Below are 21,534 nucleotides of genomic sequence, written 5' to 3' on the forward strand. Positions count from 1 at the left end.
CATCCTTCTGAAGGGTAAACAGCGGTCGGGTCAATGCAGTACCACGTCATTGGCGACCTGAATCGGATCCAGCAACCGCTTGCCTGCTATCCAAGGCGCAATCAACGCTACCAGCGCCGCCAGCAATAGGCCCCAGCCCACCAGTGCCACGGCGCCGACGCGACCGCCCGCCACGCCGGACAAGGCCATCACTAATAACGGACTGGCAAACTGGCCACCAAAAAAACCTGCATTGAACAGGCCGGTACCCTTGCCGCGATGTTCGATACTCAAGGTCGATAGCGCCCAACTCAGCACCGTCGGCAATGCCAGGCCGCCCCCCAGACCGTTGACCATGACCGCGATGATCGCCGTGCGGTAATCCACGGCATTGGCCAGCAGCAGGATGCCGGCGCCGGAGATCAAGAACCCCAGCGCCAGCAGCAACCCAGGCCCGAACCGACTCAGGCGACGGAACAGTATTGCGCCCAGAAACACCGCCGAATGGCCCAAGCCAATTGCCATGCCGATGCGCTGCGGCGAGTCGATGCCGATGTGCTCCAGTAGGAACCCGGTTTGTACCGGCACGATAAAAAAGCCCAGCGCAACCAACAGCGTCATGGCGCAAATCACCGACAGTGAGCGCACTGGAAACGCCCCTGTGTGCGGCACCGCAAGCGCAGCACTGACACGGCGTAATGGCTCTCTGAGCACCCAATGCATCAGTGGCGCAAACACCAGGCCGACGATGTATAACGCAAACGGCACGCGCCAACCGTGCTCGCCGATAAACCCGCCAAGCATGAAAAACGCGGTCGCCGAGAGCGACGTAACGATGGTCTGCCACGACAGCAATTGCACGCGCTCACGACCGTCGTAGTAGTCGCCGATCAACGCCGTGCAGCAGGTCATGATGGCCGCCTCGGCCAGCCCCAACCCAGCTCGGCTGAGCAGGATCGCGTCAAGGCCATCCAGCACCAGCGGCAACGGCCCGCAGATGCCATACAGCAGCATCGCCAACACCAGCAGACGCTTACGCCCGATGCGGTCGGAGAGCCAGCCGGCGAACGGTGAAAACAGCGCGATCATCAGCGCCGGCAATGTCAGCACGATGGGCACCAGCAGCCCGACATTGGCCGTGCCGGCAAATTGTTCGGCGATGCGCGGCAACACCGGCGCAATCAACACGCCGCCCAGCACCGGCAGGCAACTGCCGAGCAACAACAATGCGCCCGAACCGCGCCGACGCGGCACGGGAGCGGCTTGCGAGAACTGACTCATGAGGTTTTTCCTGTTGTTGTTATCGAGTGTTCAGACGTGACAGCTGCTGCCGGCGCGGGCAGCAGAAAGTGCGCCAGGGCCGGCAGCAGCACCAGTGCGCCGACCATGTTCAGCAAAAACATGAACGCCAGCAAAATACCCATATCCGCCTGGAACTTGATCGGCGAAAACGCCCAAGTGGCCACGCCAACGGCCAGGGTGACGCCGGTGAGCATCACCACTTTGCCGGTGAACAGCAGGGCCTGGTAATACGCCTGGGACAGGCTGTCTCCGGCTTTGCGTCGCGCCAGCAGAATGCTCATCACGTAAAGCGCGTAATCCACGCCGATGCCCACGCCCAGCGCAATCACCGGCAAGGTCGCGACCTTGACGCCGATGCCCAGCCACACCATCAGCACTTCGCACAAAATCGAAGTAAGCATCAGCGGAAGCACCACGCAAATCACGGCCGCCACCGAACGGAAAGTCAGCAGGCACAGCACGATGACCGCGCCGTACACCCAATACAGCATGTCGTGATTGGCCTGCTTGACCACAATGTTGGTGGCGGCTTCGATACCGGCATTGCCAGCAGCCAGTAAAAACTTCACGTCTGCGGTGTTGTTGGCCTGGGCAAACGCTTCAACTTCATTCACCAATCGGGTGAGCGTCACCGCCTTGTGGTCGCGCAAGTAGGTGTAAAGCGTGAGGGTGTTGCAGCTTTGATTGAACAACTCACGCGGCGCACGCCCGGTGATCGAATTAAGCAGCGCCTGGTTCTGCGTCAGGTCATACCACTTCGGGTTACCCTCGCTCATGCCCACCAACAGGCTGCGGTTGAGGCTCGCCAGTGACGCCGTGGCCTCCACGCCCGGCAGTTGGCGCAAGCGCCACTCCAGTGCATCAACACGCATCAACGTGGTGTAGTCGGAGCACGCGTTGTCAGGCGTACGCACGATGACCGCGAACACATCGCTGCTGGCGCCGTAATGCGCCACCATAAAACCGTTGTCGCGGTTGTAGCGCGAGTCGGCGCGCAACTCTGGCGCGCCGGCGTCCAGGTCACCGACTTGCAGTTGCTGGCTGATCCACCAGCCGCCACCGCCGAGCAACGCGCTGACGATCAGCGTGACCGTCGCCCAGCGGCGCTGGGTGAAGCGGTCCAGAAACGCCCACAACGCATGCTTTTTCCCGCACAGGGCGGCGTCTTCACTGCGCAGGCTGCGCACGGCTGCACGGGCGCTGACCCCGCAATAACTGAGCAGGATCGGCAGCAGGATCAGGTTGGTGAACACCAGCACCGCGACGCCGATGCTGGCGATCAATGCCAGGTCTTGAATCACCTGGATGTCGATCAGCATCAGCACGCCGAAACCCACCGCGTCACACAGCAACGCGGTGAGACCGGCAAGAAACAGCCGTCGAAAGGTGAAGCGCGCCGCCACCAGGCGGTGCATGCCGCGCCCGATGTCTTGCATGATGCCGTTCATTTTCTGTGCGCCATGGCTCATGCCGATGGCCAACACCAGAAACGGTACCAGCACCGAATACGGGTCAAGTTCAAACCCGAGCAACGCCACCAGGCCCAGTTGCCAAACCACAGCGACCAACGAACAGGCCATCACCAGCAACGTGCTGCGCAGACAGCGGGTGAACGCGTAAAGCATCAGCGTGGCAATCACAATCGCTGCTGCAAAAAACAGCAGCACCTGGCGCAAGCCCTCGATCAGGTCGCCCACCACTTTGACGAAACCAGTGATGTGCAGGGTCAGACCCTGGGCCTGGAATTCAGTGCGCAGTCGCTCCAATTGTTGTGACAAGGCGCTGTAGTCCAACGGCTTGCCGGTTTGCGCGTCGATGTCCATCAAGGGCACGAAGATCAGGCTGCTGCGGCCGTCGACGGCAATCGTCTGGCCGATCTCACCCGAGCGCGCAGCGTTGCGGCGCACGGTGTCGAGGCTGTCGGGCGAACCGTCGTAGTCGTCAGGGATCACCCGGCCGCCTTCCACGCCCTCTTCGGTCACGGCCATCCAGCGCATGTTGGGGGTCCACAACGACTTCATGAAAGGCCGGTCGACACCCGGCAACAGGAACACTTTGTCATTGAGGCGTGCCAGCAGCTCCAGGTAGTGCGCGTCGTAGATCGAACCGCCGGGGGCCTCTACGGCAATACGCACGGCGTTGCCCAGGCCAGTAAGCTCTGGTTGATTGGCCAGGTAGTTGGCGATGTAGGGATGCCCGGTAGGGATCATTTTTTCGAAGCTGGCGTTAAGCCCAAGGCGCGTGCTCGCGGCACCGAGGCCGAGGGTCAGCAGCAGGCACAGCCAGAGCACCCACGCACGATGGTTGAACAGCGCACGTTCGACCAGCGAACCGGAACGCCGATCAAATGCCTTGAGACTCTGTTCGCCAGGATGACTGAGATCGGTCATTGCACGTTCACCTGTTCCACGCGCTGGATGCCCCGTGCGCCGACCGTGATCCATTGTCCGTCCGCCGCTTGGATAAATGACGACACAGCTGCCGATACGCCTTGCTCACGCAGCGCAGCTCCTGGCGTGCTGAGTAACAGGTGACCGCTCTGGTCGGCGAGCATTACGCCCGCCCTGCCCAGCGAGCGGGCCGACATGACACTGCTGTTAAATGGGTTTGGCGCGGCTTGCCAGTGCACACCTTGATCGTTGCTGCGCCATACATTGCCCTTCAATCCCGCCACGAGAACATCACCGTCAGGGGACACATCCAAGGCAAAAAAACTGCCGTCATAGGGGCTGCTCAAGCGGATGAAACTCGCGCCGCCGTCCGCCGATGTCCATATGGTGCCCTGCTCGCCAACAATGTAGATGCGCAGGCCCTGGGTGGCGATTGCATACAGGTGGTTGCCGGCCGGATTGGGCAGGCGATCGACCCACGACTGCCAGGTGGCGCCGCCGTCGCTGGTGTGCAGGATCAGGCCAAAGGCGCCCACCACGATGCCTTCGCGCTCGTTGCTGAAATGGACCGCCAGCCAGGGTTTGTCGGCACCGTCGGCGACAAACCGTTGGGCAATGTTGAGTTGCTGCCGGTTGCCGGAGGGCACGGCATCGAGCACCCGCTGGGCTGACTGTTTGCCGTCCAGTTGCAGGGTCCAGCGCTCACCGCCATCGACAGTGTGCAACACCACGCCCGCATGCCCTGCCGCCCAGCCTTGCAAGGCAGACACAAAGCTCACCGACGTGAGACTCACACTGGCAGGCACCGCGGCCTGGCGCCAGTGCCGGCCGTTGTCGTCCGAGAGCAGAATCAGACCTTGCTCGCCGACAGCGACCAGCCGCGTGCCGGCGCGGGTGATGTCGATCAACACCGCTTGTTGCGGCGCGCTCACCTTGAGAGCCGGGCGCAATAAAACATCGCTGACCGATGCTTCACTGGCCTGGGTTGCCAGGCTGGCGCCGAGCAGGCCCAGCGCCAGCCAGTAGTAATAACGAGGCATCAACGCACCCCGTCGGCAGCCAGGCCGTCCGGGCTGAAATCACTGTCAGGAAACGGCGCAACCACGTCGTTGTGCACACGTTTTTCGGTGACCACGTTGTGTGCCATCCACGCGCCGGTCTGCAGGTCGTACTGGCCGTACAAGCCGCGCACCAGGCCAGGCAACTGCGGCATCAGGTACGGCAGTTGAAAATAGGTGCGCCACAACTGGTGGTTGGCGTCCCAGCTGTCCCCCAAAACCGCCATCCAGGTGTCTTCGTCTACGTACAGCCGGCGCTTGGGCATGCTGTGGCGTTTGCCGGCAACCAAGTTGCCTTCAATCACCCATACGCGGTGCAGTTCCCAACGCATGTGGTCGGGGTTGAGGAAGCGTTCACTGAGGACCGCATCATCCTTGGCCGGTTGCAAAATTTTGTTGCTGTTGTAGGGAATCAGCATTTCTTGCTTGCCGACGATCTTCCAGTCGTAACGGTCCAGCGGGCCGGTGAATACCGAAACTTCGTCGAAGTTGGCGACGCCGGAGCTGGTGGGCGTTGGCGTGTCATAGGACGACACCGGCAGTTTGCGCACCCGGCGCTGGCCGGCCAGATAGACCCAGGATTGCGGGCCGCCGCTGGCGTAATCCAGCGGTTCGCGTCCCAGCAGCGCTTCACCGGCACGCTGCGGCGGGCCGAGGTTGACCAGGCGGGTCATCCAGTACACGCCTTTGTATTCGGATTTACCGTCCTGGAAGTAGTACGGCATCTCGCGCTGTGCCTGCACGGTAGCGGACAAGATGCGCTGGCCGCTGGCGGTAATCACGTACACGTTGTAGTCGTTCTTCCACGCCACGCCACGCCAGCTCAAGTGATGGTTCCAGATCACCTCGGCGCCGGTGGTGGGAATGGGAAATGGAATACCGCCGCTGGCGCCTTCCAGGGTGTTGCCCTGGCTGGTGAGGTGCGCGCTGGTGGCGTTTTTCAGCGTGTTGTCGTAGACCCATTGCGGTGCGGCAGCCGTGCGCCGGCTCGGGTACACGTCGATCCGGTAGGTCGGGTATTTGGCGAACAGTGCTTTTTGCCCGTCGCTGAGCTTGTCGGCGTACTGCGCAACGTTCTGTGGGGTAACCGAGTACAGCGGTTTGTCAGCGGCAAAGTAGTCCGGCAGCCGCGGCCCCGGGTTGACGCCAGCCGGCACTTGGGTAAAGCCCTTGTCCCACGCAGGAATGCTGCCATCGGCATTGCCGGCGCGCTCGGCGCCCAGCGGGGTCAGCGTGGACTTGAGTAGCTGGGCCTGGGCCTCGGTCGCCGCCCAGGCGGAGGGCGCAACGGCCACCAGCAGACCCGCAAGCATCAACGGTTGGAGTTTCATGAAACGCACCTCTGTTTATTGTTGTTGTGCTGCTGTGTTCAGAACGACCGCTGGACGGTGAAGGCAATAAAGTCGCGGTCCTTGAGCGGTTGCCCGTAGGTGTTGGCATTGCGGCTGTCGAGGAAGTTGTCGGCGCCACCGATGTAGTGCGTGTAGTTGAGGCCGGCCTTCCAAGTTTGCAGGTACTCGAGCTGCAGGCCCACGCTGACATCGCCGCCCTTGTCGCCCACGCCGTTGTTGAACTTGCTGATCACCGAAGAACGCCCCTTGGGGTTGTAGCCCAGCCCCAGTGGCACACTCAGGTCGACACCGGGATACACCTGGAAAAAATTCGGCGTGAAGCTCATGCGCAATCCCCAGGCATCGCGTTCACTGTTGGGGTCCAGCGCGGCAGCGTTTTTGGTGATGCTGGTGCGTCGGTGCCAGGCCACTTCGCCGGCCAGGCTGGCGGAATCCCAAAAGCCGTTGCTGTTAAACGAATAGAGGCTGGAGAGTTGCGCGTGCAGCGAGTTGCCGACCGCATACAGCGCGTGGCTGTCGTTGTCGCCAAGGCCAGTGGGGTTGGCCTGGGACAGACTGACCAGCGGCGTATTGCGCCGTACCGACACTTCGCCGGCGACATTGGCATCGCCCACCGAGGTGCTGAAACTGGCGCCATACGCACGAATGCCTTCGGCATACACCAGTTCGTAATCGCCCAACTGGCCGGTCTGAACATTCGGCCCGGTGGGGTTGGCATGGGTGTAAATCATCGGGTCTTTGGCGTGGTAACGGATGGCGTAGAGGCCGAAGTCGGTGTTCCAGTCTTCCGGGGAAAAACGCAGCGACAGGCCGTACTGGCCCTTGTCGTCGGGCTTGATGTCCTTGCCGCGAAAGAACGCCAGCGGTTGCCGATTGGGGCCAATCGGACCGCCGACAATCAAGCGTTCGCCGCCTTCACCCACGGCATCCGAGGTGGAAAAATAGCTGCCCACCGCCGGGATGCGATTCTCTTCCCAGGCAAACTGGTAATACGCCGCCACCGAAACATTGGGCCGCAATTGGATCTGCCCGGAGAACTGATTGACCGGGCGAATCAGTTCCTTGAACGGTGTGTTGGGCACCGAGGTGGCCTTGATGATATCCACGGGCGCTTGCCCCGCCGCGATGCCGTTGGCGCCGAAGAACAGGCTTTCGCCCCACAGCACGGTATGGCGCCCCAGCCGGAAGCTGCTGGGCAGCTCGCCGATGTTGCCCTTGCCGAATACAAACGCGTCGAGGATCTCGGCATTGCTGCCATGCAGTTTGCGGGTGTCGTCGGTAAAGTGGTCGTAGTTAACGGAGCGCTGGTTGGCAGTGCCTGGCGAGTCGTTATCGTTACGGTTTTCGTAGACGTTGTCGTACCAGCCGGCGGCGCTGACGCGTGCGCCGAAGTTGTTATAGCGCGCATCGAATTCCGACAGGATGTTCACCCGGTTGGAGATCAGGCCTTTGCTGAAATTGCGGTCACTGTCGTCCTGATTGACCGCGCTCACCAGCTTGCTGTCACGGTCTTTGACGCGCCAGGCGGCGTTGTACTTGAGCGTGTTGTCCCACCGCAGGCGCAGGTCGGAGTCGCCAGTGTCGATTTCAAAAGCGCCCGCGTGGGGCAAACAGCCAACTGCGGCCAGCGCGGTGGCCAGGGCGGTCGCTTGGCAGCCGCTCATAGGTATCCGTCTCATCGTACCAACCTCTGACTTGTTATTTTTGTCTTGAAAGGTCTGTTGCGAAGCTGCGCTCCTGCAGGTTCTGGGTCGATCATAGGGACGGCCAAACAATCCGAACAATCGATTATCGGGATGCCACCCATCCAAAAAAAGTGATACAAAGCGCCGTACTCTTCTGGGGGCAGGGCCATGCGTTTTCATCACTTGGATTTGAACTTGCTGGTGGTGCTCGACACGCTGCTGACCGAGCAAAACATCACCCGCGCCGCTGCGCGTTTGAACGTCAGCCAGTCAGCAGCCAGCGGGTTGCTCGGGCGCCTGCGCGATTATTTTGATGATGAGTTGCTGGTGCAGGTCGGTCGTAAGATGCTCCCTACGCCGCTTGCCCAAGGGCTAACGGAGCCCGTGCGACGAGTGTTGCTGGATATTCAGTCGACCATCGTTAACAAGCCCGAATTCGACCCGCTGACCTGCAAGCGGCACTTCAAGCTGATTGCCACCGACTTCGTGACCACGGTAATTCTGGGGCCGCTGGCCCAGCGCCTGCAGCAACGCGCGCCGCATATCACACTGGACATCCAGCACGCCTCCGATCACTACAACCAGATGCTGACCCAAGGCGAAGTGGACTTTGTGATCATGCCGGATCAGTACTTGTCCGACCTGCATGCCAAGGAATTGTTATTCGAGGATGACTACCAGTGCGTGGTCTGGTCGCAAAACAACCTGGTGGGCGAGCACCTGAGCCTGGAAGAATATTTGAAGTTGGGCCATATCGCGGTCAACTTCGGCAGCGCCCGCGAACCGAGCTTCAGCGAAAAGATCCTGCAGGGTTATGGCCAAGCCCGCCGGGTGGAACTGACCACCAGCAGCTTCAACACCGTGCCGCATCTGCTGGTAGGCACTCAGCGGGTGGCCGTGATACCCCGCAGCCTGGCGACGCTGTACAAGGACTTTCTGTCGTTACGTGTCCTGACGCCGCCGTTTGAGATGCCACTGCTACGGGAATTCACCCTGTGGAATAAAGTGCTCGACAGCGACCCAGCCCATCGCTGGATACGCAATATGCTGCAGGAGTTGGCTGCGGAATATACCCTGCGTGCAGGTAGCCCAGACCGCTCGAATCAACGCTAGAGCGTCCGACCCTTGTACTTGGTTGCATAACGATCGTCCAAGACCGCATCACCTCCAGGCCGTATAATCGCGTTTTTTCTCCAAGGCACCCTTCCCCGTGGGCAATAAACGCTACAGCTGCATCGGTCTGTATAACCCCAAATCCCCCGAAAACGTCGGTTCGGTGATGCGCGCCGCCGGCTGCTACGGCGTGGCCTCGGTGTTCTACACCGGCGTGCGTTACGAGCGCGCCCGGGACTTCATCACCGACACCAAGAAGGTCCACCACGACATTCCGCTGATCGGCATCGATGACCTGAAAAAGATCCTGCCCCTGGGCTGCATCCCCGTCGCCGTGGAACTGGTGGAGGGCGCCCGCCCGCTGCCCGAATACACCCACCCGGACCGCGCGCTGTATATCTTCGGCCCTGAGGACGGCTCCCTCGACAAGGAGATCCGTGACTGGTGTGAAGACGTGGTGTACATCCCGACCACCGGCTGCATGAACCTCGCGGCGACCGTCAACGTGGTGCTCTATGACCGCCTGGCCAAGGGCAACAACACCCGTTCGGGCCCCAAATACTGATTCTGCGGGAACATCCGGCGCCTGCGGGCAGTCAGCTGTTTACCTTTGCCCTTGTTGGAGACAGATCATGAGCGACAGCAAAACCCTGCGACCTATCATCGAGCACACGCCGTTTGAAACCCCACCGACACAGAACGTGCATGGCTGGGAACGCATCGGCTCGGTGGCCGGTGGCGTGATGATGGTGGGTAAAGGCCTGCGCCGTGGCGGCATTTTCGGCTTGATCCAGGTAGCGATCGGCGGCGTGGCCCTGGCCCGTGGTTTTACCGGGCACAGCTCGCTCAAGGACAAGCTGGAACAGGGCCGCCAGGAAATGAACAGCGTGCGCACGAAGATCGAACGCGCGGGCGCCGAGTTGAAAAACTTGAAGACCAAGGCTGAAGTGGCCGCTGAAAAAACCACTGGCTAACAGGGATCGTCCAAACAATGGAGATCTAAATGTGGGAGCGGGCTTGCTCGCGAAGACGGTGTGTCAGTTAACTCATCTTGAACTGATAAACCGCATTCGCGAGCAAGCCCGCTCCCACATTGGATAGTGCAAGGTTTGGAATCAGCGCAGTAATTTGCTATCCAGCACCACCGACGACTCGCCAATAATGCTTTCAGCCAACTGCACAAACTCTGGCGTGGTGATGCTGTTGGCGCGCATCACCGCCTGGGCCAGGTCATCCAGTGAACGCTTGTTGTGGGTCTTCACGCGGATCTCCCGGTCCAACTCCTGCAACACCACCACCGCCCGCGCAACCGTCGCCGCACCGACGTGCTCGCCACGCAGCGTGGTGACGTCCTTGCCCTCATGGTTCAGGCGCGTCTGGATCGCGGCATACCGTTCATCGGTGATGCCACCGGCACGCCGCAGTAACTCAATGGCGTAGTACTCACCCAAACCTTCGCTGATCCAGTCACTGCTTTCATGGTCGTTGAAGCGGCCGATCGCCTGCACCACCTCACGGATCAACGGGCTGCTGCCGTTCTCGCTGACCAACGGCGTGCGGCTGTTGAGGTAGATCGAGTCCCGCGACGAAAACACGCCACGGCGCATCGGGTCACTCGCGCCCACCACCAGCAATTTGGCCGGATGGCGCGGAAATGCCGCCTCCACCTGGGGCCAGACGAACGTCAGTAGGGTCAGCACATCCATGCGGCGCATGGCCTGGCCCTTGGGCGAGGCCACGGTGACTTCGGTTTCCCCAAGGCGCACGCGCCGGCTGCCGAGGTTGCCGGCAAGCATCCAGCCGGTGGGCCGGTCGAACAGACGCGAAACGTTGTCGATGCGGAATTTGTTCTTGCCGATACGTGGCCAGGCGGTTTCGACGCTTTTCCAGCCGGCCGGCAACTCGAACACCAGCCGCGACACCAGCTCGACCCCATCCTGCTGGTCCAACCGTGCGGCCGGCACCAGGTCTTCGCCACGGAACAGCGCCCAGCTTGGCGTCATGCGGGCTTCATAGAGACCCGGTTTGCGTGCATGGGTGAGGCGAACGCGGTACGTCAGGCTGGCCTTGCTCGCGCCGGGCTGCCACAGGCCACGGGTGCCGGTGACTTTCCACTGGCCGTCGGCCTTGAAGTCGCTGTAGTCACCGTCATGGCCCAGGTCGAAGTCGAGGCTGCGCACGGCCGCGCCCTGGGACAGGCTCACGCGCACTTCGGCCTGGTCGCTCTGGGGCAGCAGCTTGACGTGATAATCGAGGTCGACCTTCTTCGCGCACCAGCCCGGCAGGCTCAGCGACAACAGCACCAGGGTCGCCGCCAGCTTGGATCCCAGCCTCATACACACTCCTTTTTTCAGCCCGCGCGGAAGATCAGGTAATCCTCCCAGTCATCTTCGGGCACGCTGCCTTCGCTGAGCATGCGCCCGGACTGGGAAATGCGTTCGTGGTGTACGGCGTCGCGGTCGCCACACACCAGGTGGTGCCACAGCGGCAAGTCCTTGCGCTCGCTGACCAGGCGGTAACCACAGGTCGGCGGCAGCCATTTGAACTGGTCGGCCTGGCCCGGGGTGAGCTGGATGCAGTCGGGCACCGACGCACGGCGGTTGGGGTAGTCGGTGCACTGGCAGGTCTTGAGGTCCAGCAGTTTGCAGGCGATACGCGTGTAATAGACGCTGTTGTCGTCTTCATCTTCGAGCTTTTGCAGGCAGCACAGGCCGCAGCCGTCGCACAACGACTCCCATTCCTCCTGGTCGAGGTGTTCGAGGGTTTTGCGTATCCAGAAAGGTTCGACTTTGGCGGCCATGGCTCTACATCAGTATCGGTAGGTGAAAAGGCCGCCAGTCTAGTGCCAGAGGCCCCCGGGGCCAAGCGCTTACGACTGGCGGTGTAACAACACTTGTCAGTCTAGTGGCCGCGCAGTAGCTTTGAACGCCGAATTGACGATCAGGAACTGCTCCATGACACGTGTTGCCGATTATCCGATCCACACCCAGTTCACCGAACGCTGGTCGCCCCGCGCCTTCACCGGCGAAACCATCTCCCAGGAAACCCTGCTGAGCTTCTTCGAAGCCGCGCGCTGGGCGCCGTCGGCCTACAACTCGCAGCCCTGGCGTTTTCTCTACGCGCGCCGCGACACGCCGGACTGGGAGCGCTTCCTGGGCCTGCTCAATGAATTCAACCGTGGCTGGGCGCAACACGCGTCGGCCCTGGTGATCATCGCCTCGAAAACCGACTTCACCGCCCCCGGCGCCAGCGAAGAAACCCCGGCCCTGTGGCACACCTTCGACACCGGTTCGGCCTGGGGCCACCTGGCGCTGCAAGCCAGCCTCAGCGGCTGGCACACCCACGGCATGGCCGGTTTCGACCAGGAGCTGACCCGCAAAGAGTTGAAGATTCCCGAAGGCTACGCGCTGCACGCCGCCGTGGCCGTGGGCAAGCTGGGTGACAAGTCGACCTTGCCGGAGTACCTGCAAGGCCGTGAAACGCCGAGCCCACGTCGGCCCTTGAGCGAGTTGGTGTCCGAAGGTGATTTCAGCCTTTGATGCCGAATGAAGCTGCATCGCCAAGGATGCAGCTTTATCGCTGATCGGTCAGGCGTCGGGATCAGGTTTGATCGCGATGTCGGGCACCGGGTTGTAATAAGGCCCATAGTCCAGCAGTAACTCATCACCGGCCTTGATGTCCTTGAGCGACACATAGAAAGTCAGGTTTTTTCCCACCGAGATGGACGCGACATTATTCGCCTGCCACGCCGGCCCGTTCCTCAACTGCGCCGTATTGACCAGGCTCAGGGTGTTTCCGGTGTTGAACGCACTCACCGAACGTGTACCCGAGCGCGTGCCGAACAGATAGGTCAACACCGCTCGCGAGCCTTGTTTGCGCTGCTCCTCAAATAATGAGGCCTCTGACGCATGATATTTGCCTGAATAAGGCCCCAGCACCTCGAACTGGGGAATGTCGCGTCGTGCCCACACCGAAGCCCCTCGCGCCGGCCCGCCATCGTCCAGTGGCGTGACGACCTCCAATGTTTCATCAAACTTCGTTCCGTGCTGCCCTTCGCTGCGCAGCCAGTCTTTTATGGACGCCTTGATGCGATCAGCGACCGCTTTTTTTTCTGCCGAACCCAGACCGTCCAACAGACCATTCCAATGGGAGATCCGAATGTCATCGATAGGCCCCTCCAGCGCGAGGGTCAAGCTGATCTTGGGGTCTCGCGGGTCTTGCAGAATCGGTAGCGAATTGTCGACCTGATGGGACGACAGGGTACGAGGTGTCGTGACGCCGGGCTCGATCTTGACGACGGTCGGGACAGTCCTGGACGGCCCGGGAACCGGTACGTTCGGCGCCGGTGCTGGAGGTGAGGGTTTGGGCATCGACAGGTCCAGCGGTTCCTGTTGCGGCGGGTCGATGGGGTCAGAAGCTGGTCGTTTGCGCGATGCCCCAGGAGGCGGCTGCACAGTCGGAGGCAGAACGGGAACACCCGCTGGCGCACGCGCGCTGCGCTTCAAGCCCGCCGGGCTCAAGGTGCCATCGACATAGACAAAGGTGACCCACGTGACAGGATTGAGGTTGTGTTGACGTCTGAACGCCTCAGGGGTGACGCGATTACCGGGCTGTTGGAAAAGCTGGCTCCACTGCTGCAAATGCGTGTCTGTGAGGGTGTCGTACGTACCGCCGGCAGCCCTGAACAACAACGCCTCGCCACGGCCCATAAGGCCACCGGATTGCCTCACGTGCCCCTTGAAATCAGCGATCCCCAGATTGTGGCCACTGGCGAAGCCCTCCATGGTCATTGCATCACGTGCTTGCTGCGTCATGCCCTGCCAGTCACGAATGTGCCTGGGTGTAATCGCATTCAACGGTACACCCGCGGCGCGGTCGCGCAGGATGACGCCCGCGACGCTCAAACGGCCGTCAGCCTGAACGTAATGTGCCCAGGTGGCCGGGTTGAGCCGATGCCGCCTGGCAAACCCCTGAATCGTGACCTTTTGCTGCTCCGGTACGGACAAGGCTTCCCACGCCCGTAGATGATCGCCGTTTACATGCACACCGCCCTTCGCCCCCAGGCGTTGCCACTGATCCCCCTCGATATGCTGGACTAATACCTCCGTTTGCCGGTTGTTGTGATAGATCCGCGCCTGAACAGCCCCCTCTTCGGTGCGAGTCACTTGTCGAACTTCATACACGGCCGTTTGCCCAGCATTGTCGGTGTGGCGAATGTGGGAGGCATGACCGTTGGCAGCCACATAAACCCCCTGGCTGTTGCGTGACAGGCCGCTGATGCTCGCCTCGGAAACTTTGAAGTGGCGGAACAAGGTGTTACTCAACTCGCTGCCTGGCTCCACATGAGCCGCGCCACTCACACCATCCACGGCATGGGTATGCGCGGTGAAGTCTTCAAGCGGGCATCCGTAAGCACGCATCAATGCGGTATCAAAGGCATACCACTTGCCGTTGTGTAACACGGCACCGACTTCAACAGACTCGCCCGCCACCTTCAACGTGCCCGTCGCCGCCCCGTCATAGTGCTTGCTCACAGCCTTCAACAGGTCATAACTGCCGCTGGCGCCCCTCAGCGCATTGACCGTTTCCAGCCCCTTGGAAAGCACCCGTTGCGCACCCGCACCGATAAGCCTGGCTGCGCCCACCGTCAAATCGCCCACGCCACTCAAGGGATTGAAGGCTTCAATGGCCGTCGCGCCGATGAATCGCGCCACCCTGGCCACACCACGCAGACTTGAAACCCCCTTTGATAACGCCTTGCTCGCTTGCGCCGCCTTGCCGGCGCCCAATGTGACCAATCCGATGAAATCCAGGCTCAAATCGAACAGACCATCAGCCACATTGCCGTTGCTGAAATTGACGATGGCCGATCTCAGGGGAATAAGGTTCAGGAAGAACTCGCCGATGGCCTTGTTTGTCGCCGCGGTTTCATCAAAGGAGGTCACGCCCCTGGCCTGCTGCAGCAAATCCTCGTTGCGCAGGTCAAGGGACTTGGCAAACACCCTGGCAATGTAATCGCTGCGCGTCGAGCCGACCTGGGGGAGCCGTTCGTCCTTGAAGGGATCAAATACCACCGTTTTGCTCACGACATTGGCGTTACGGTGATGCAGGTTCTCGTCCGTATAGGGCGGTGTATAGCGTCTCCTTAGATAATTCTGTTTCTTGATCGTGGCATTTCGCGTGTCGATCTCATAAATATTGACCTCCCCGCCACGCGTGGTTTTCACCTGCAAGGTGTGGCCCCGATTACTGAGGGTGGGTTTGGTCGTCATGTCCACGGCCAACGTATAGTCGTTGGTATGAAAGAACTCCAATTGCCCGTGTTCCAGGTTCTCACGATCCTGGGGCGGCAACGTGGAGATCAAGTAGTTGGCCAAGCCTTGTTGGCCGGCTTCGATCGACGTGATCGCCTGGTCGTATGCGGTCTTGAAGGCTGTCGCAACGTCCAGCTTGCCCGCGGCGTACTGAGTGCAGAAGGGCTTGATGGGGATGCGCGTGTCCCGGGACACCCAGTGCTCATTGGCACCTAACGGGCCACCGTGCATGACGATGTCCAGCATGGACTGCATCCCGGGAAATCGACCGGTACGGCCTGGGATCAGGAACGCCTTATGCAGGGTTGGCGCTTCGAACACCTTGGGGTCCACGTCGGGAAACGCCTGTTTCAGCGCATCCAGCGCCATTTCCCGACGGCTGGGGATGGGCGTCTGAGCCAGGGTATTGGCACGCCTCAAGGCCGCCAGTTGGCTGTTGTAGGCCACTCTTACCCGCTCACGCTCGGCATCTGTCGGCGCGGTGGTTTTCAGCAAGCCGTTCGCCACACCCCAGTCGGTCAGCGCGTGTTGCTGAGCCTGCTGAAGAACAGCCTCGGGCGTGTTGAGCTGCTCGGCCAGGGCCAGCACCTGGGTGTAATTGAGGTTGAGCGCACGCCCTGGAGAATCCGCTTCAATGCGCGCCGTCGCAATCGCCAACTGCACCCAGGTGACACTGCCGTAAGTCACGCTTGAGGGAATGCCCTTGACCAGGAACTGCGGCGCCGACTTCGCCATTAGCAGCCGAGCACCCAGATTGGCGGTTTGCGCTGTCACCCGTCCTTTTTCCAACAGATGACGGCTGAGGCCATCGATCACTGTCGAAGGTGGCTGGCCCCAATGCCCCTTTTGTGCAAGGTCAAAACCGGCGACTGTCGTGTGCGGCGGTGCGGCCAAAGCCTCAGGGTCCAGCCCCAACTGGATCGCAGCCAACAGGTACTCGTTAAGGCTGCTGTCGCTGGCAACCCCATCCAGTTTTGCCTGGATCGCCCGTCCCAGTGCCTGGGCCTTGGGTGAGCCAAGTAACGTCTCAATCGCAGCGCTTGGCGCGCGCAAGTCGTTCTCGGTGATCGAGCTGCCACTGAGCAGATACCCGAGGACGCCAGTGTGCGTATCCACCAACGGCAGGCCGGGCAGCCCGGTGGTTGGGCTTTGCAGCATGTCGATGATTGACCGCTGTGCTTGCACGCTGAGCGGTATCGGCCAAGCCAGCGCACCGCTGAAATTCCCCAAAGGGTGGACCTGCGCGCGCCGGGTCACGATGTGATTCAACTCGATCAACGCGTCCCAGGTTTTCGCAAGGGTCAAGCCACTGCCTTTCAGAAAAGCCTCGAGGCTGACAACGGCAGGCGCCGTCAGCGCCTGTTGGCGGTAAAACGTGGAGTCTTCGCACACCGTCATTGAGGCACTTTTCAGGCCTGCCATTACCTCGGCTTCAAACCGGGCGGCGTTTTGGCCCTGCACGAGGGGGATGTCTGAGGGGAACCGTTTATTCAGTGCTTCAATCAGCGTGTGTAATTTTCTCGCCAGAACTTGCCAGTTGCAGCTGTCACCAAATGCGGTTTTCAACGCGGTCGGGTTATCCAGCGTCGACGCTGCACCTTGCGAGCTCGACGTCTGGGGCCGACCTACCACCACCGTCGATAGAGGGTTGGCGACTGGCACAGTCGGCTGGGTGTCACGGGAATAGGGGTTGGCGGGATTAATGACCGTCATGAGAGGCTACCTGTCCATAGTCAAGGGGTTGTCCGGCGTAACGCTGTCAAGGCGCCTTAGCGAGAAGCTCGTTGAACTTGCGGCGTGCCTCTTCCTTACTCCGGTAGTACACATCGCTGACGCCCGGCACCATAAACTCGGCAGGCAGACCATCCATGTCCACGGGATACACTTTGTTGTCTCTTGCGGAGTACATGAAGTTTTTCAACTGAGGATCGTTATGGAAAATGTCCTTCGCTTCCATTTCTGCGAATGCATCGTCGAGTAACGACCGCGCGGATGCCGGCAAACTGCCCTTTTCAATCTGACTGAGGTCGATGCCGTCGATCCTGCCCATCTTTATGTACTTACGCCCCTCATCGATCATCACCACGGCAAAGCCTTCGCCGTAGTATTTGTTCAGGTTGACCACCTCCATATCGGTGTGGCCCTCGGCAGTGGTCAGTCGCGTCGGTCCCAGGTCTTTGTAAACACTCTTGCCATCCAGGCTCGCGTAGATAATGCCCTCTCCACCCCGCCCAATCTCCGGCCCAAGGTCCGACTTGACCGACGGCAGGCCACCGCCCTGAGCGCCGAGACGTTGCCACTGGTCACCCTGGACATGCTCGACCAGCAGAGGGGTTTGCCGGTTGTTGTGATAGATCCGCGCTTGCACGGCCCCGTCTGCTGTACGGGTCACCTGGCGGACTTCGTACACGGCGCTCAGGCCGGTGCTGTCGGTATGCCGGATATGCGACAGGTGCCCATCAGCAGCGACGTACACGCCCCGGCTGTCAGGTGTAAGCCCGGTAATGCTCGATGCCGGCACCTTGTAGTTGCCAAATTGGGTATTGCTCAATGCTCGGGAGGGCTCGATTTTCGCGGGGCTGATCGCACCGTCCACAGCCCGGGTTCTTGGCGTGAACCCATCAAGGGGTGGGCCGTAGGGGCGCATCTTGTCAGGGTCAAAACCGTACCATTTGCCCTTGAGGAGCACTGCACCGTTTTCAGTGCTTTGGCCCGCTATTTTGAGGCTGCCGGTCGCTGCTTCACCGTAGTGTTTGCTGGCGGCCTTGAGCAGGTCATAACTGCCACTGGCCCCCCTGAGCTTGTTGACGGTTTCCACGCCTTTCTGCGCACCTTTGGCAAGCAAATGGGCGCCTCCCTTGGCCAAATCCACCAAACCACTGAAGGGGTTGAACGCCTCGACAGCGGTAGCCCCCAGCAAGCGCGCGGCTTTGGTCACCGCACCTAGACTGGAAACACCTTTGGCCAGCAATCTGCTCGCCTGTGCAGCCTTCCCGGCCCCCAGCGTCACGAGGCCTATGACATCCAGCCCGAGGTCAAACAGGCCTGCCGCGTAGTTGCCGTTACTGAAATTGACGATGGCCGATCGCAAGGGAATGAGGTTGAGAAAGAACTCACCTATCGCATCATTCCGGGCACGCCCCTGGTCGTAGGACGTGAAGCCCCTGGCGTGGTTGAGCAGGTCTTCATTGTGCAAGTCGAGAGACTTGGCGAAAACCTTCGCAATGTATTTACTGCGTTCGGACCCCAAGCTGTCAGGCACGGTTGCCGGCGCGTTTTTTTCGCGGGCCTGGGCCGCCTCCTCCTTGAAGGGATCAAACAGCACTGTCTTACTAACGGTATTTGCCGTGCGATCTTCCAGCTTCCCGGTTGTATAGGGCGGTGTGTAGCGTGACCTTAAGTAGTCGCGGTTTTTTATGCTGAACGTGCGGGTGTCGATCTCATAAATATGCGTCTCGCCGCCCCGGGTTACCTTGACATCGAGGGTATGCCCCCGGGTTTTCAAAGCCAGGGGGGTGGTGAGGTCCATGGCCATGGTGTAGTCATTCGTGTGAAAAAACTCCAGCCGGCCATATTCGAAGTTCATTCTATCTTCAGTCGCCAGCGTGGAAATCAGGTAGCGAACCAAACCCTCATGCCCGTTTTCAAGGGCTGTGAGGCTTTGCTCATAGGCGCTGGCGAATGCACCCGATACATCCAGCTTGCCGCTTTCGGACAATGCACAGAACCGCTGGATGGGGATGCGTTTATCCTGGGAAATCCAATGTTCCTTATCACCCAGCGTGTCTCCCTCCATGACGATATCCATCATCGAACGCATGCCAGGAAACACACCGGGCCGCCCTGGATTGAGCCAGGCTTTCTGCAAGGTCTTTGCTTCAAAGACGTGGGTTTCCACCTCAGGAAAGGCCGCTTTGAGCTGGGCAAGCGCCAACGCCTTGCGGTCGGGTATTTCAGTCTGCAGCAAGGTCGCTGCAGACGTCAGGACACTTAACTGGTTGTTGTAGGCGAGCCGGATGCGTTCCATTTCACTTGCGACAGATGAAGTGTCGCGCCCATCAACAACACCGTTGGCCGCTGCCCATAGGGTCAGGGCGTTGCGCTGGGCCACTTGAACGCCCGGTAGGCCGGGGCCGATCTCTTCGGCTGCGACCAGGACTTCGCTGTAGGTCATGTTCAGGACTCGGCCGGGGGAGTCCGCCTCAAGCTTGGCCGTGGCTATCGCAAATTGGGTCCAGAGCAGGCTGCCATATGTCACGCTGGAAGGAACGCCCTTGACCAGCAACTCAGGGGCCTGGCGAGCCAGCAGCAGGCGTGCGGCCAGATCTGCCGTCTGCCGGGAGGCTCTGCCCTTTATCCTCAAGTGCTCGGCCAAAGCCTGGATCACTACCGACGCAGGTTTGCCCCAGTGTGAACGCTGCGCCAGGTCAAACCCGGCAACACTGTTGGGGGCAGGACGCCCACGTGACTCAGGATCAAGCCCGACATGAATAGCTGCCAAAAGGTAGTCATTGATGCTGGTGTCCGTGGCAATACCACCCAATTTGTCCTGCAGGGCTTTCCCCAGCGCCTGGGCCTTGGGTGAGCCGAGCAGTTTCTCAATCGCCAGGCTCGGCCTCTTCAAGTCAGACTCGGACACAGCACTGCCACTGAGCAAGTGCCCCAGCACCCCTTTGGCACCCTCGGCCAATGGCACCCCCGGCAGGCCGGACGAATCACTTTGCAGCCAGGCAGCCAACGAATCCTGGTCCTGATTCGACAACGGTACAGGCCAGGCGAGTGCGCCACTGAAATTGCCCAGGGGATGTACCTGAGCGTTCTTGGCGACCACGTTATTGAGTTCGATCAGCGCGCCAATGGATTTCGGTACGCTCAGGCCACTGGCCGCCAGAAAGGCGTCCAGACTGGAAGACGTCAGAGGATGCTGCTGAAAATAGGTGGAGTCCTCACACACATGGATCGTGGTGTTTTTCAAGCGTGCTGCCAAGTCCGCCTGAAAACCGCTGCCCTGCTGATGCGGCGCTGCCAGCGCTTGATCAGGATAAGCCTCGCTCAAGGCTTGTGTGACATCCTTGAGTTTTTTTGCCAGGGCTAGCCAGTTGCAACTGTCGCCGAAAGCCCTTTTCAACGCCGCCGGGTTGTCGAGCGTCGGGGCCTGCACCTGACGGTTTGGCGACTGTAGCGGGAGGTTCGTCGAGGGTGGCGGTGTTTGATCACCTGCGCTTGTTACGGAATATGATGGAGTACGTAGGGCATTGATGGCGTGCATAGTAGTGACCTGTCCATAGCGGGAATACTTCCTGCCACCCACGCCTTTCGGCCTGGTTGGCGTTCACTGGGTGTTAATCCCCAGGGAAGCAGTTCCCGCTTGACTGTCAGTGCTTATGTCAATGCCACTGTATTTGGGTCAATAACCCCGTGCGAAATCCACAGCCCCACGCAGTGCTTTTTTGGCTTGATACGCCCGCAGGTTTTGCACAAACAACTCCACCATCAACTCCGGCGACGTTGGCGCCGAGCTGTGCCCCGTCAGCAACAGCCCCCAGGCGGTCCAGAACGGATGCCGTTGTGGCAGAGGTTCCTGGCGGCACACATCGATCACCGCGCCGGCCAGGTGCCCTTCCTTCAAGGCCTCGACCAGGTCGGCATCCACCACCGACACACCGCGCCCGACGTTGATAAACAACCCGGTCGGCTTGAATTGCTTGAACAACGCCGCGTCGTACAGGTCGTGGGTGTTGGGGGTGTTGGGCAGCAGGTTGATCACGTAATCCACCTCGCCCACCAGGCGGCCCAACTGGTCCAGCCCGGCCACTTCGATGAACGGCGCCTGCTCCCGGGCGGCACTGGCAATGCCGTACAGCTTCACGCCGAACGGCACCAGGAACTCGGCAACACCCTGGCCGATATCGCCGGTGCCCACGATCAACGCCTTGCGCCCCGCCAGGCTCTGGCCCATGCGATTGTCCCACTTGCGCTCGACCTGGCTGACCAGCCGCGCCAGCACTTCACGCTCGTGGCCGAGCATATAGGTGAGCACGAACTCAGCCATGACCTGGCCGTAGATGCCCACCGCACGGGTGAGGCGATAGTCGCGGGGCAAGCCATCGGCCAACAGCGGCGTGATACCGGCCCAGGTCGATTGCAGCCATTGCGGATGATGACCTTGGCGCAACAGCGTCGCCAGCAGGTCTGGCTGGCCCAGCCATACCGGGCAATCGGCGGCCAGGCGCGACAGCTCGGCCGAGTCGCCGCTGGTGAGCACCTCAAGGTCCGGAGCCGCTGCGCTCAGCAACTGGGCGTAGAGCGGGTGATCCTGTTCAGCAATCAGAACACGCATG

Annotated in this window: 14 protein-coding genes; 4 read left to right on the forward strand and 10 right to left on the reverse strand. The window is 60.7% G+C overall.

The features are described from left to right. Positions 1 to 30: 30 nt before the first annotated feature. The 5 genes from ACVWVP_RS10935 to ACVWVP_RS10955 are packed head-to-tail and all read right to left on the reverse strand — an operon-like array spanning position 31 to position 7,745. Positions 31 to 1,260 (reverse strand): MFS transporter, encoded by a 1,230-nt coding sequence (locus ACVWVP_RS10935; protein ID WP_178921558.1) that lies wholly within the window; start codon positions 1,258 to 1,260, stop codon positions 31 to 33. Next, a complete protein-coding gene (locus tag ACVWVP_RS10940) occupies positions 1,257 to 3,671 on the reverse strand; it encodes an efflux RND transporter permease subunit (protein WP_178921560.1) in 2,415 nt (804 codons plus the stop codon). The genes ACVWVP_RS10935 and ACVWVP_RS10940 overlap by 4 nt, the downstream gene beginning before the upstream one ends. Then, positions 3,668 to 4,711, reverse strand: a complete 1,044-nt coding sequence (locus tag ACVWVP_RS10945) for a WD40/YVTN/BNR-like repeat-containing protein (protein WP_178921562.1) — start codon at positions 4,709 to 4,711, stop codon at positions 3,668 to 3,670. The genes ACVWVP_RS10940 and ACVWVP_RS10945 overlap by 4 nt, the downstream gene beginning before the upstream one ends. Continuing rightward, complete coding sequence (locus tag ACVWVP_RS10950) at positions 4,711 to 6,060, reverse strand: DUF1329 domain-containing protein (RefSeq protein WP_178921564.1); 1,350 nt, start codon at positions 6,058 to 6,060, stop codon at positions 4,711 to 4,713. Before ACVWVP_RS10950 ends, ACVWVP_RS10945 begins: the two co-directional genes overlap by 1 nt. Positions 6,061 to 6,098: 38 nt before the next feature. Continuing rightward, on the reverse strand, positions 6,099 to 7,745 hold the full coding sequence (locus ACVWVP_RS10955; protein ID WP_178921566.1) for a DUF1302 domain-containing protein: 1,647 nt from the start codon (positions 7,743 to 7,745) through the stop codon (positions 6,099 to 6,101). Between the two features lie 189 nt (positions 7,746 to 7,934). On the opposite strand from ACVWVP_RS10955, the gene ACVWVP_RS10960 reads away from it, so the two are divergent. The 3 genes from ACVWVP_RS10960 to ACVWVP_RS10970 all read left to right on the forward strand — a co-directional run bounded on the left by ACVWVP_RS10960 (position 7,935) and on the right by ACVWVP_RS10970 (position 9,853). Then, the gene (locus tag ACVWVP_RS10960; RefSeq protein WP_178921568.1) at positions 7,935 to 8,879 is read left to right on the forward strand and encodes a LysR family transcriptional regulator; all 945 of its coding nucleotides are present in this window, start codon (positions 7,935 to 7,937) and stop codon (positions 8,877 to 8,879) included. A 97-nt stretch (positions 8,880 to 8,976) separates the two neighbouring features. Then, a complete protein-coding gene (locus ACVWVP_RS10965) occupies positions 8,977 to 9,444 on the forward strand; it encodes an RNA methyltransferase (RefSeq protein WP_003189607.1) in 468 nt (155 codons plus the stop codon). Between the two features lie 67 nt (positions 9,445 to 9,511). Then, a complete protein-coding gene (locus tag ACVWVP_RS10970; RefSeq protein WP_259173475.1) occupies positions 9,512 to 9,853 on the forward strand; it encodes a YgaP family membrane protein in 342 nt (113 codons plus the stop codon). Positions 9,854 to 9,994: 141 nt separating this feature from the next. Here ACVWVP_RS10970 and ACVWVP_RS10975 read toward each other — a convergent pair whose 3' ends face one another. Both ACVWVP_RS10975 and ACVWVP_RS10980 read right to left on the reverse strand, forming a co-directional pair. Further along, the gene (locus tag ACVWVP_RS10975; protein ID WP_457405762.1) at positions 9,995 to 11,215 is read right to left on the reverse strand and encodes a hypothetical protein; all 1,221 of its coding nucleotides are present in this window, start codon (positions 11,213 to 11,215) and stop codon (positions 9,995 to 9,997) included. A 14-nt stretch (positions 11,216 to 11,229) separates the two neighbouring features. Further along, positions 11,230 to 11,679, reverse strand: coding sequence for a YcgN family cysteine cluster protein (locus tag ACVWVP_RS10980; RefSeq protein WP_003172524.1), 450 nt, complete (start codon positions 11,677 to 11,679; stop codon positions 11,230 to 11,232). 154 nt (positions 11,680 to 11,833) lie between these two features. On the opposite strand from ACVWVP_RS10980, the gene ACVWVP_RS10985 reads away from it, so the two are divergent. Continuing rightward, the gene (locus ACVWVP_RS10985) at positions 11,834 to 12,418 is read left to right on the forward strand and encodes a nitroreductase family protein (RefSeq protein ID WP_176995308.1); all 585 of its coding nucleotides are present in this window, start codon (positions 11,834 to 11,836) and stop codon (positions 12,416 to 12,418) included. 48 nt (positions 12,419 to 12,466) lie between these two features. Here the strand turns inward: ACVWVP_RS10985 and ACVWVP_RS10990 are convergent, their stop codons facing one another. The 3 genes from ACVWVP_RS10990 to ACVWVP_RS11000 form a co-directional block, all read right to left on the reverse strand. Further along, complete coding sequence (locus tag ACVWVP_RS10990; RefSeq protein ID WP_457405764.1) at positions 12,467 to 16,906, reverse strand: SET domain-containing protein-lysine N-methyltransferase; 4,440 nt, start codon at positions 16,904 to 16,906, stop codon at positions 12,467 to 12,469. Positions 16,907 to 16,952: 46 nt separating this feature from the next. Continuing rightward, the gene (locus ACVWVP_RS10995; protein WP_457405767.1) at positions 16,953 to 20,462 is read right to left on the reverse strand and encodes an OspG family effector kinase; all 3,510 of its coding nucleotides are present in this window, start codon (positions 20,460 to 20,462) and stop codon (positions 16,953 to 16,955) included. Between the two features lie 138 nt (positions 20,463 to 20,600). Next, positions 20,601 to 21,533: a D-2-hydroxyacid dehydrogenase gene (locus ACVWVP_RS11000; protein ID WP_457405769.1), complete on the reverse strand. Its 933-nt coding sequence runs from the start codon at positions 21,531 to 21,533 to the stop codon at positions 20,601 to 20,603. Position 21,534: the final 1 nt, after the last annotated feature.

The organism is Pseudomonas sp. TE24901 (assembly GCF_054058375.1).

What these genes read in the sequence shown, in the direction of transcription:
- ACVWVP_RS10960 (WP_178921568.1), top strand. Translation starts at nt 7,935, where the DNA reads ATGCGTTTTCATCACTTGGATTTGAACTTGCTGGTGGTGCTCGACACG.
- ACVWVP_RS10945 (WP_178921562.1), bottom strand. Translation starts at nt 4,711, where the DNA reads ATGCCTCGTTATTACTACTGGCTGGCGCTGGGCCTGCTCGGCGCCAGC.
- ACVWVP_RS10975 (WP_457405762.1), bottom strand. Translation starts at nt 11,215, where the DNA reads ATGAGGCTGGGATCCAAGCTGGCGGCGACCCTGGTGCTGTTGTCGCTG.
- ACVWVP_RS10995 (WP_457405767.1), bottom strand. Translation starts at nt 20,462, where the DNA reads ATGCACGCCATCAATGCCCTACGTACTCCATCATATTCCGTAACAAGC.
- ACVWVP_RS10980 (WP_003172524.1), bottom strand. Translation starts at nt 11,679, where the DNA reads ATGGCCGCCAAAGTCGAACCTTTCTGGATACGCAAAACCCTCGAACAC.
- ACVWVP_RS10950 (WP_178921564.1), bottom strand. Translation starts at nt 6,060, where the DNA reads ATGAAACTCCAACCGTTGATGCTTGCGGGTCTGCTGGTGGCCGTTGCG.
- ACVWVP_RS10970 (WP_259173475.1), top strand. Translation starts at nt 9,512, where the DNA reads ATGAGCGACAGCAAAACCCTGCGACCTATCATCGAGCACACGCCGTTT.
- ACVWVP_RS10990 (WP_457405764.1), bottom strand. Translation starts at nt 16,906, where the DNA reads ATGACGGTCATTAATCCCGCCAACCCCTATTCCCGTGACACCCAGCCG.
- ACVWVP_RS10935 (WP_178921558.1), bottom strand. Translation starts at nt 1,260, where the DNA reads ATGAGTCAGTTCTCGCAAGCCGCTCCCGTGCCGCGTCGGCGCGGTTCG.
- ACVWVP_RS10940 (WP_178921560.1), bottom strand. Translation starts at nt 3,671, where the DNA reads ATGACCGATCTCAGTCATCCTGGCGAACAGAGTCTCAAGGCATTTGAT.
- ACVWVP_RS10985 (WP_176995308.1), top strand. Translation starts at nt 11,834, where the DNA reads ATGACACGTGTTGCCGATTATCCGATCCACACCCAGTTCACCGAACGC.
- ACVWVP_RS10955 (WP_178921566.1), bottom strand. Translation starts at nt 7,745, where the DNA reads ATGAGCGGCTGCCAAGCGACCGCCCTGGCCACCGCGCTGGCCGCAGTT.
- ACVWVP_RS11000 (WP_457405769.1), bottom strand. Translation starts at nt 21,533, where the DNA reads ATGCGTGTTCTGATTGCTGAACAGGATCACCCGCTCTACGCCCAGTTG.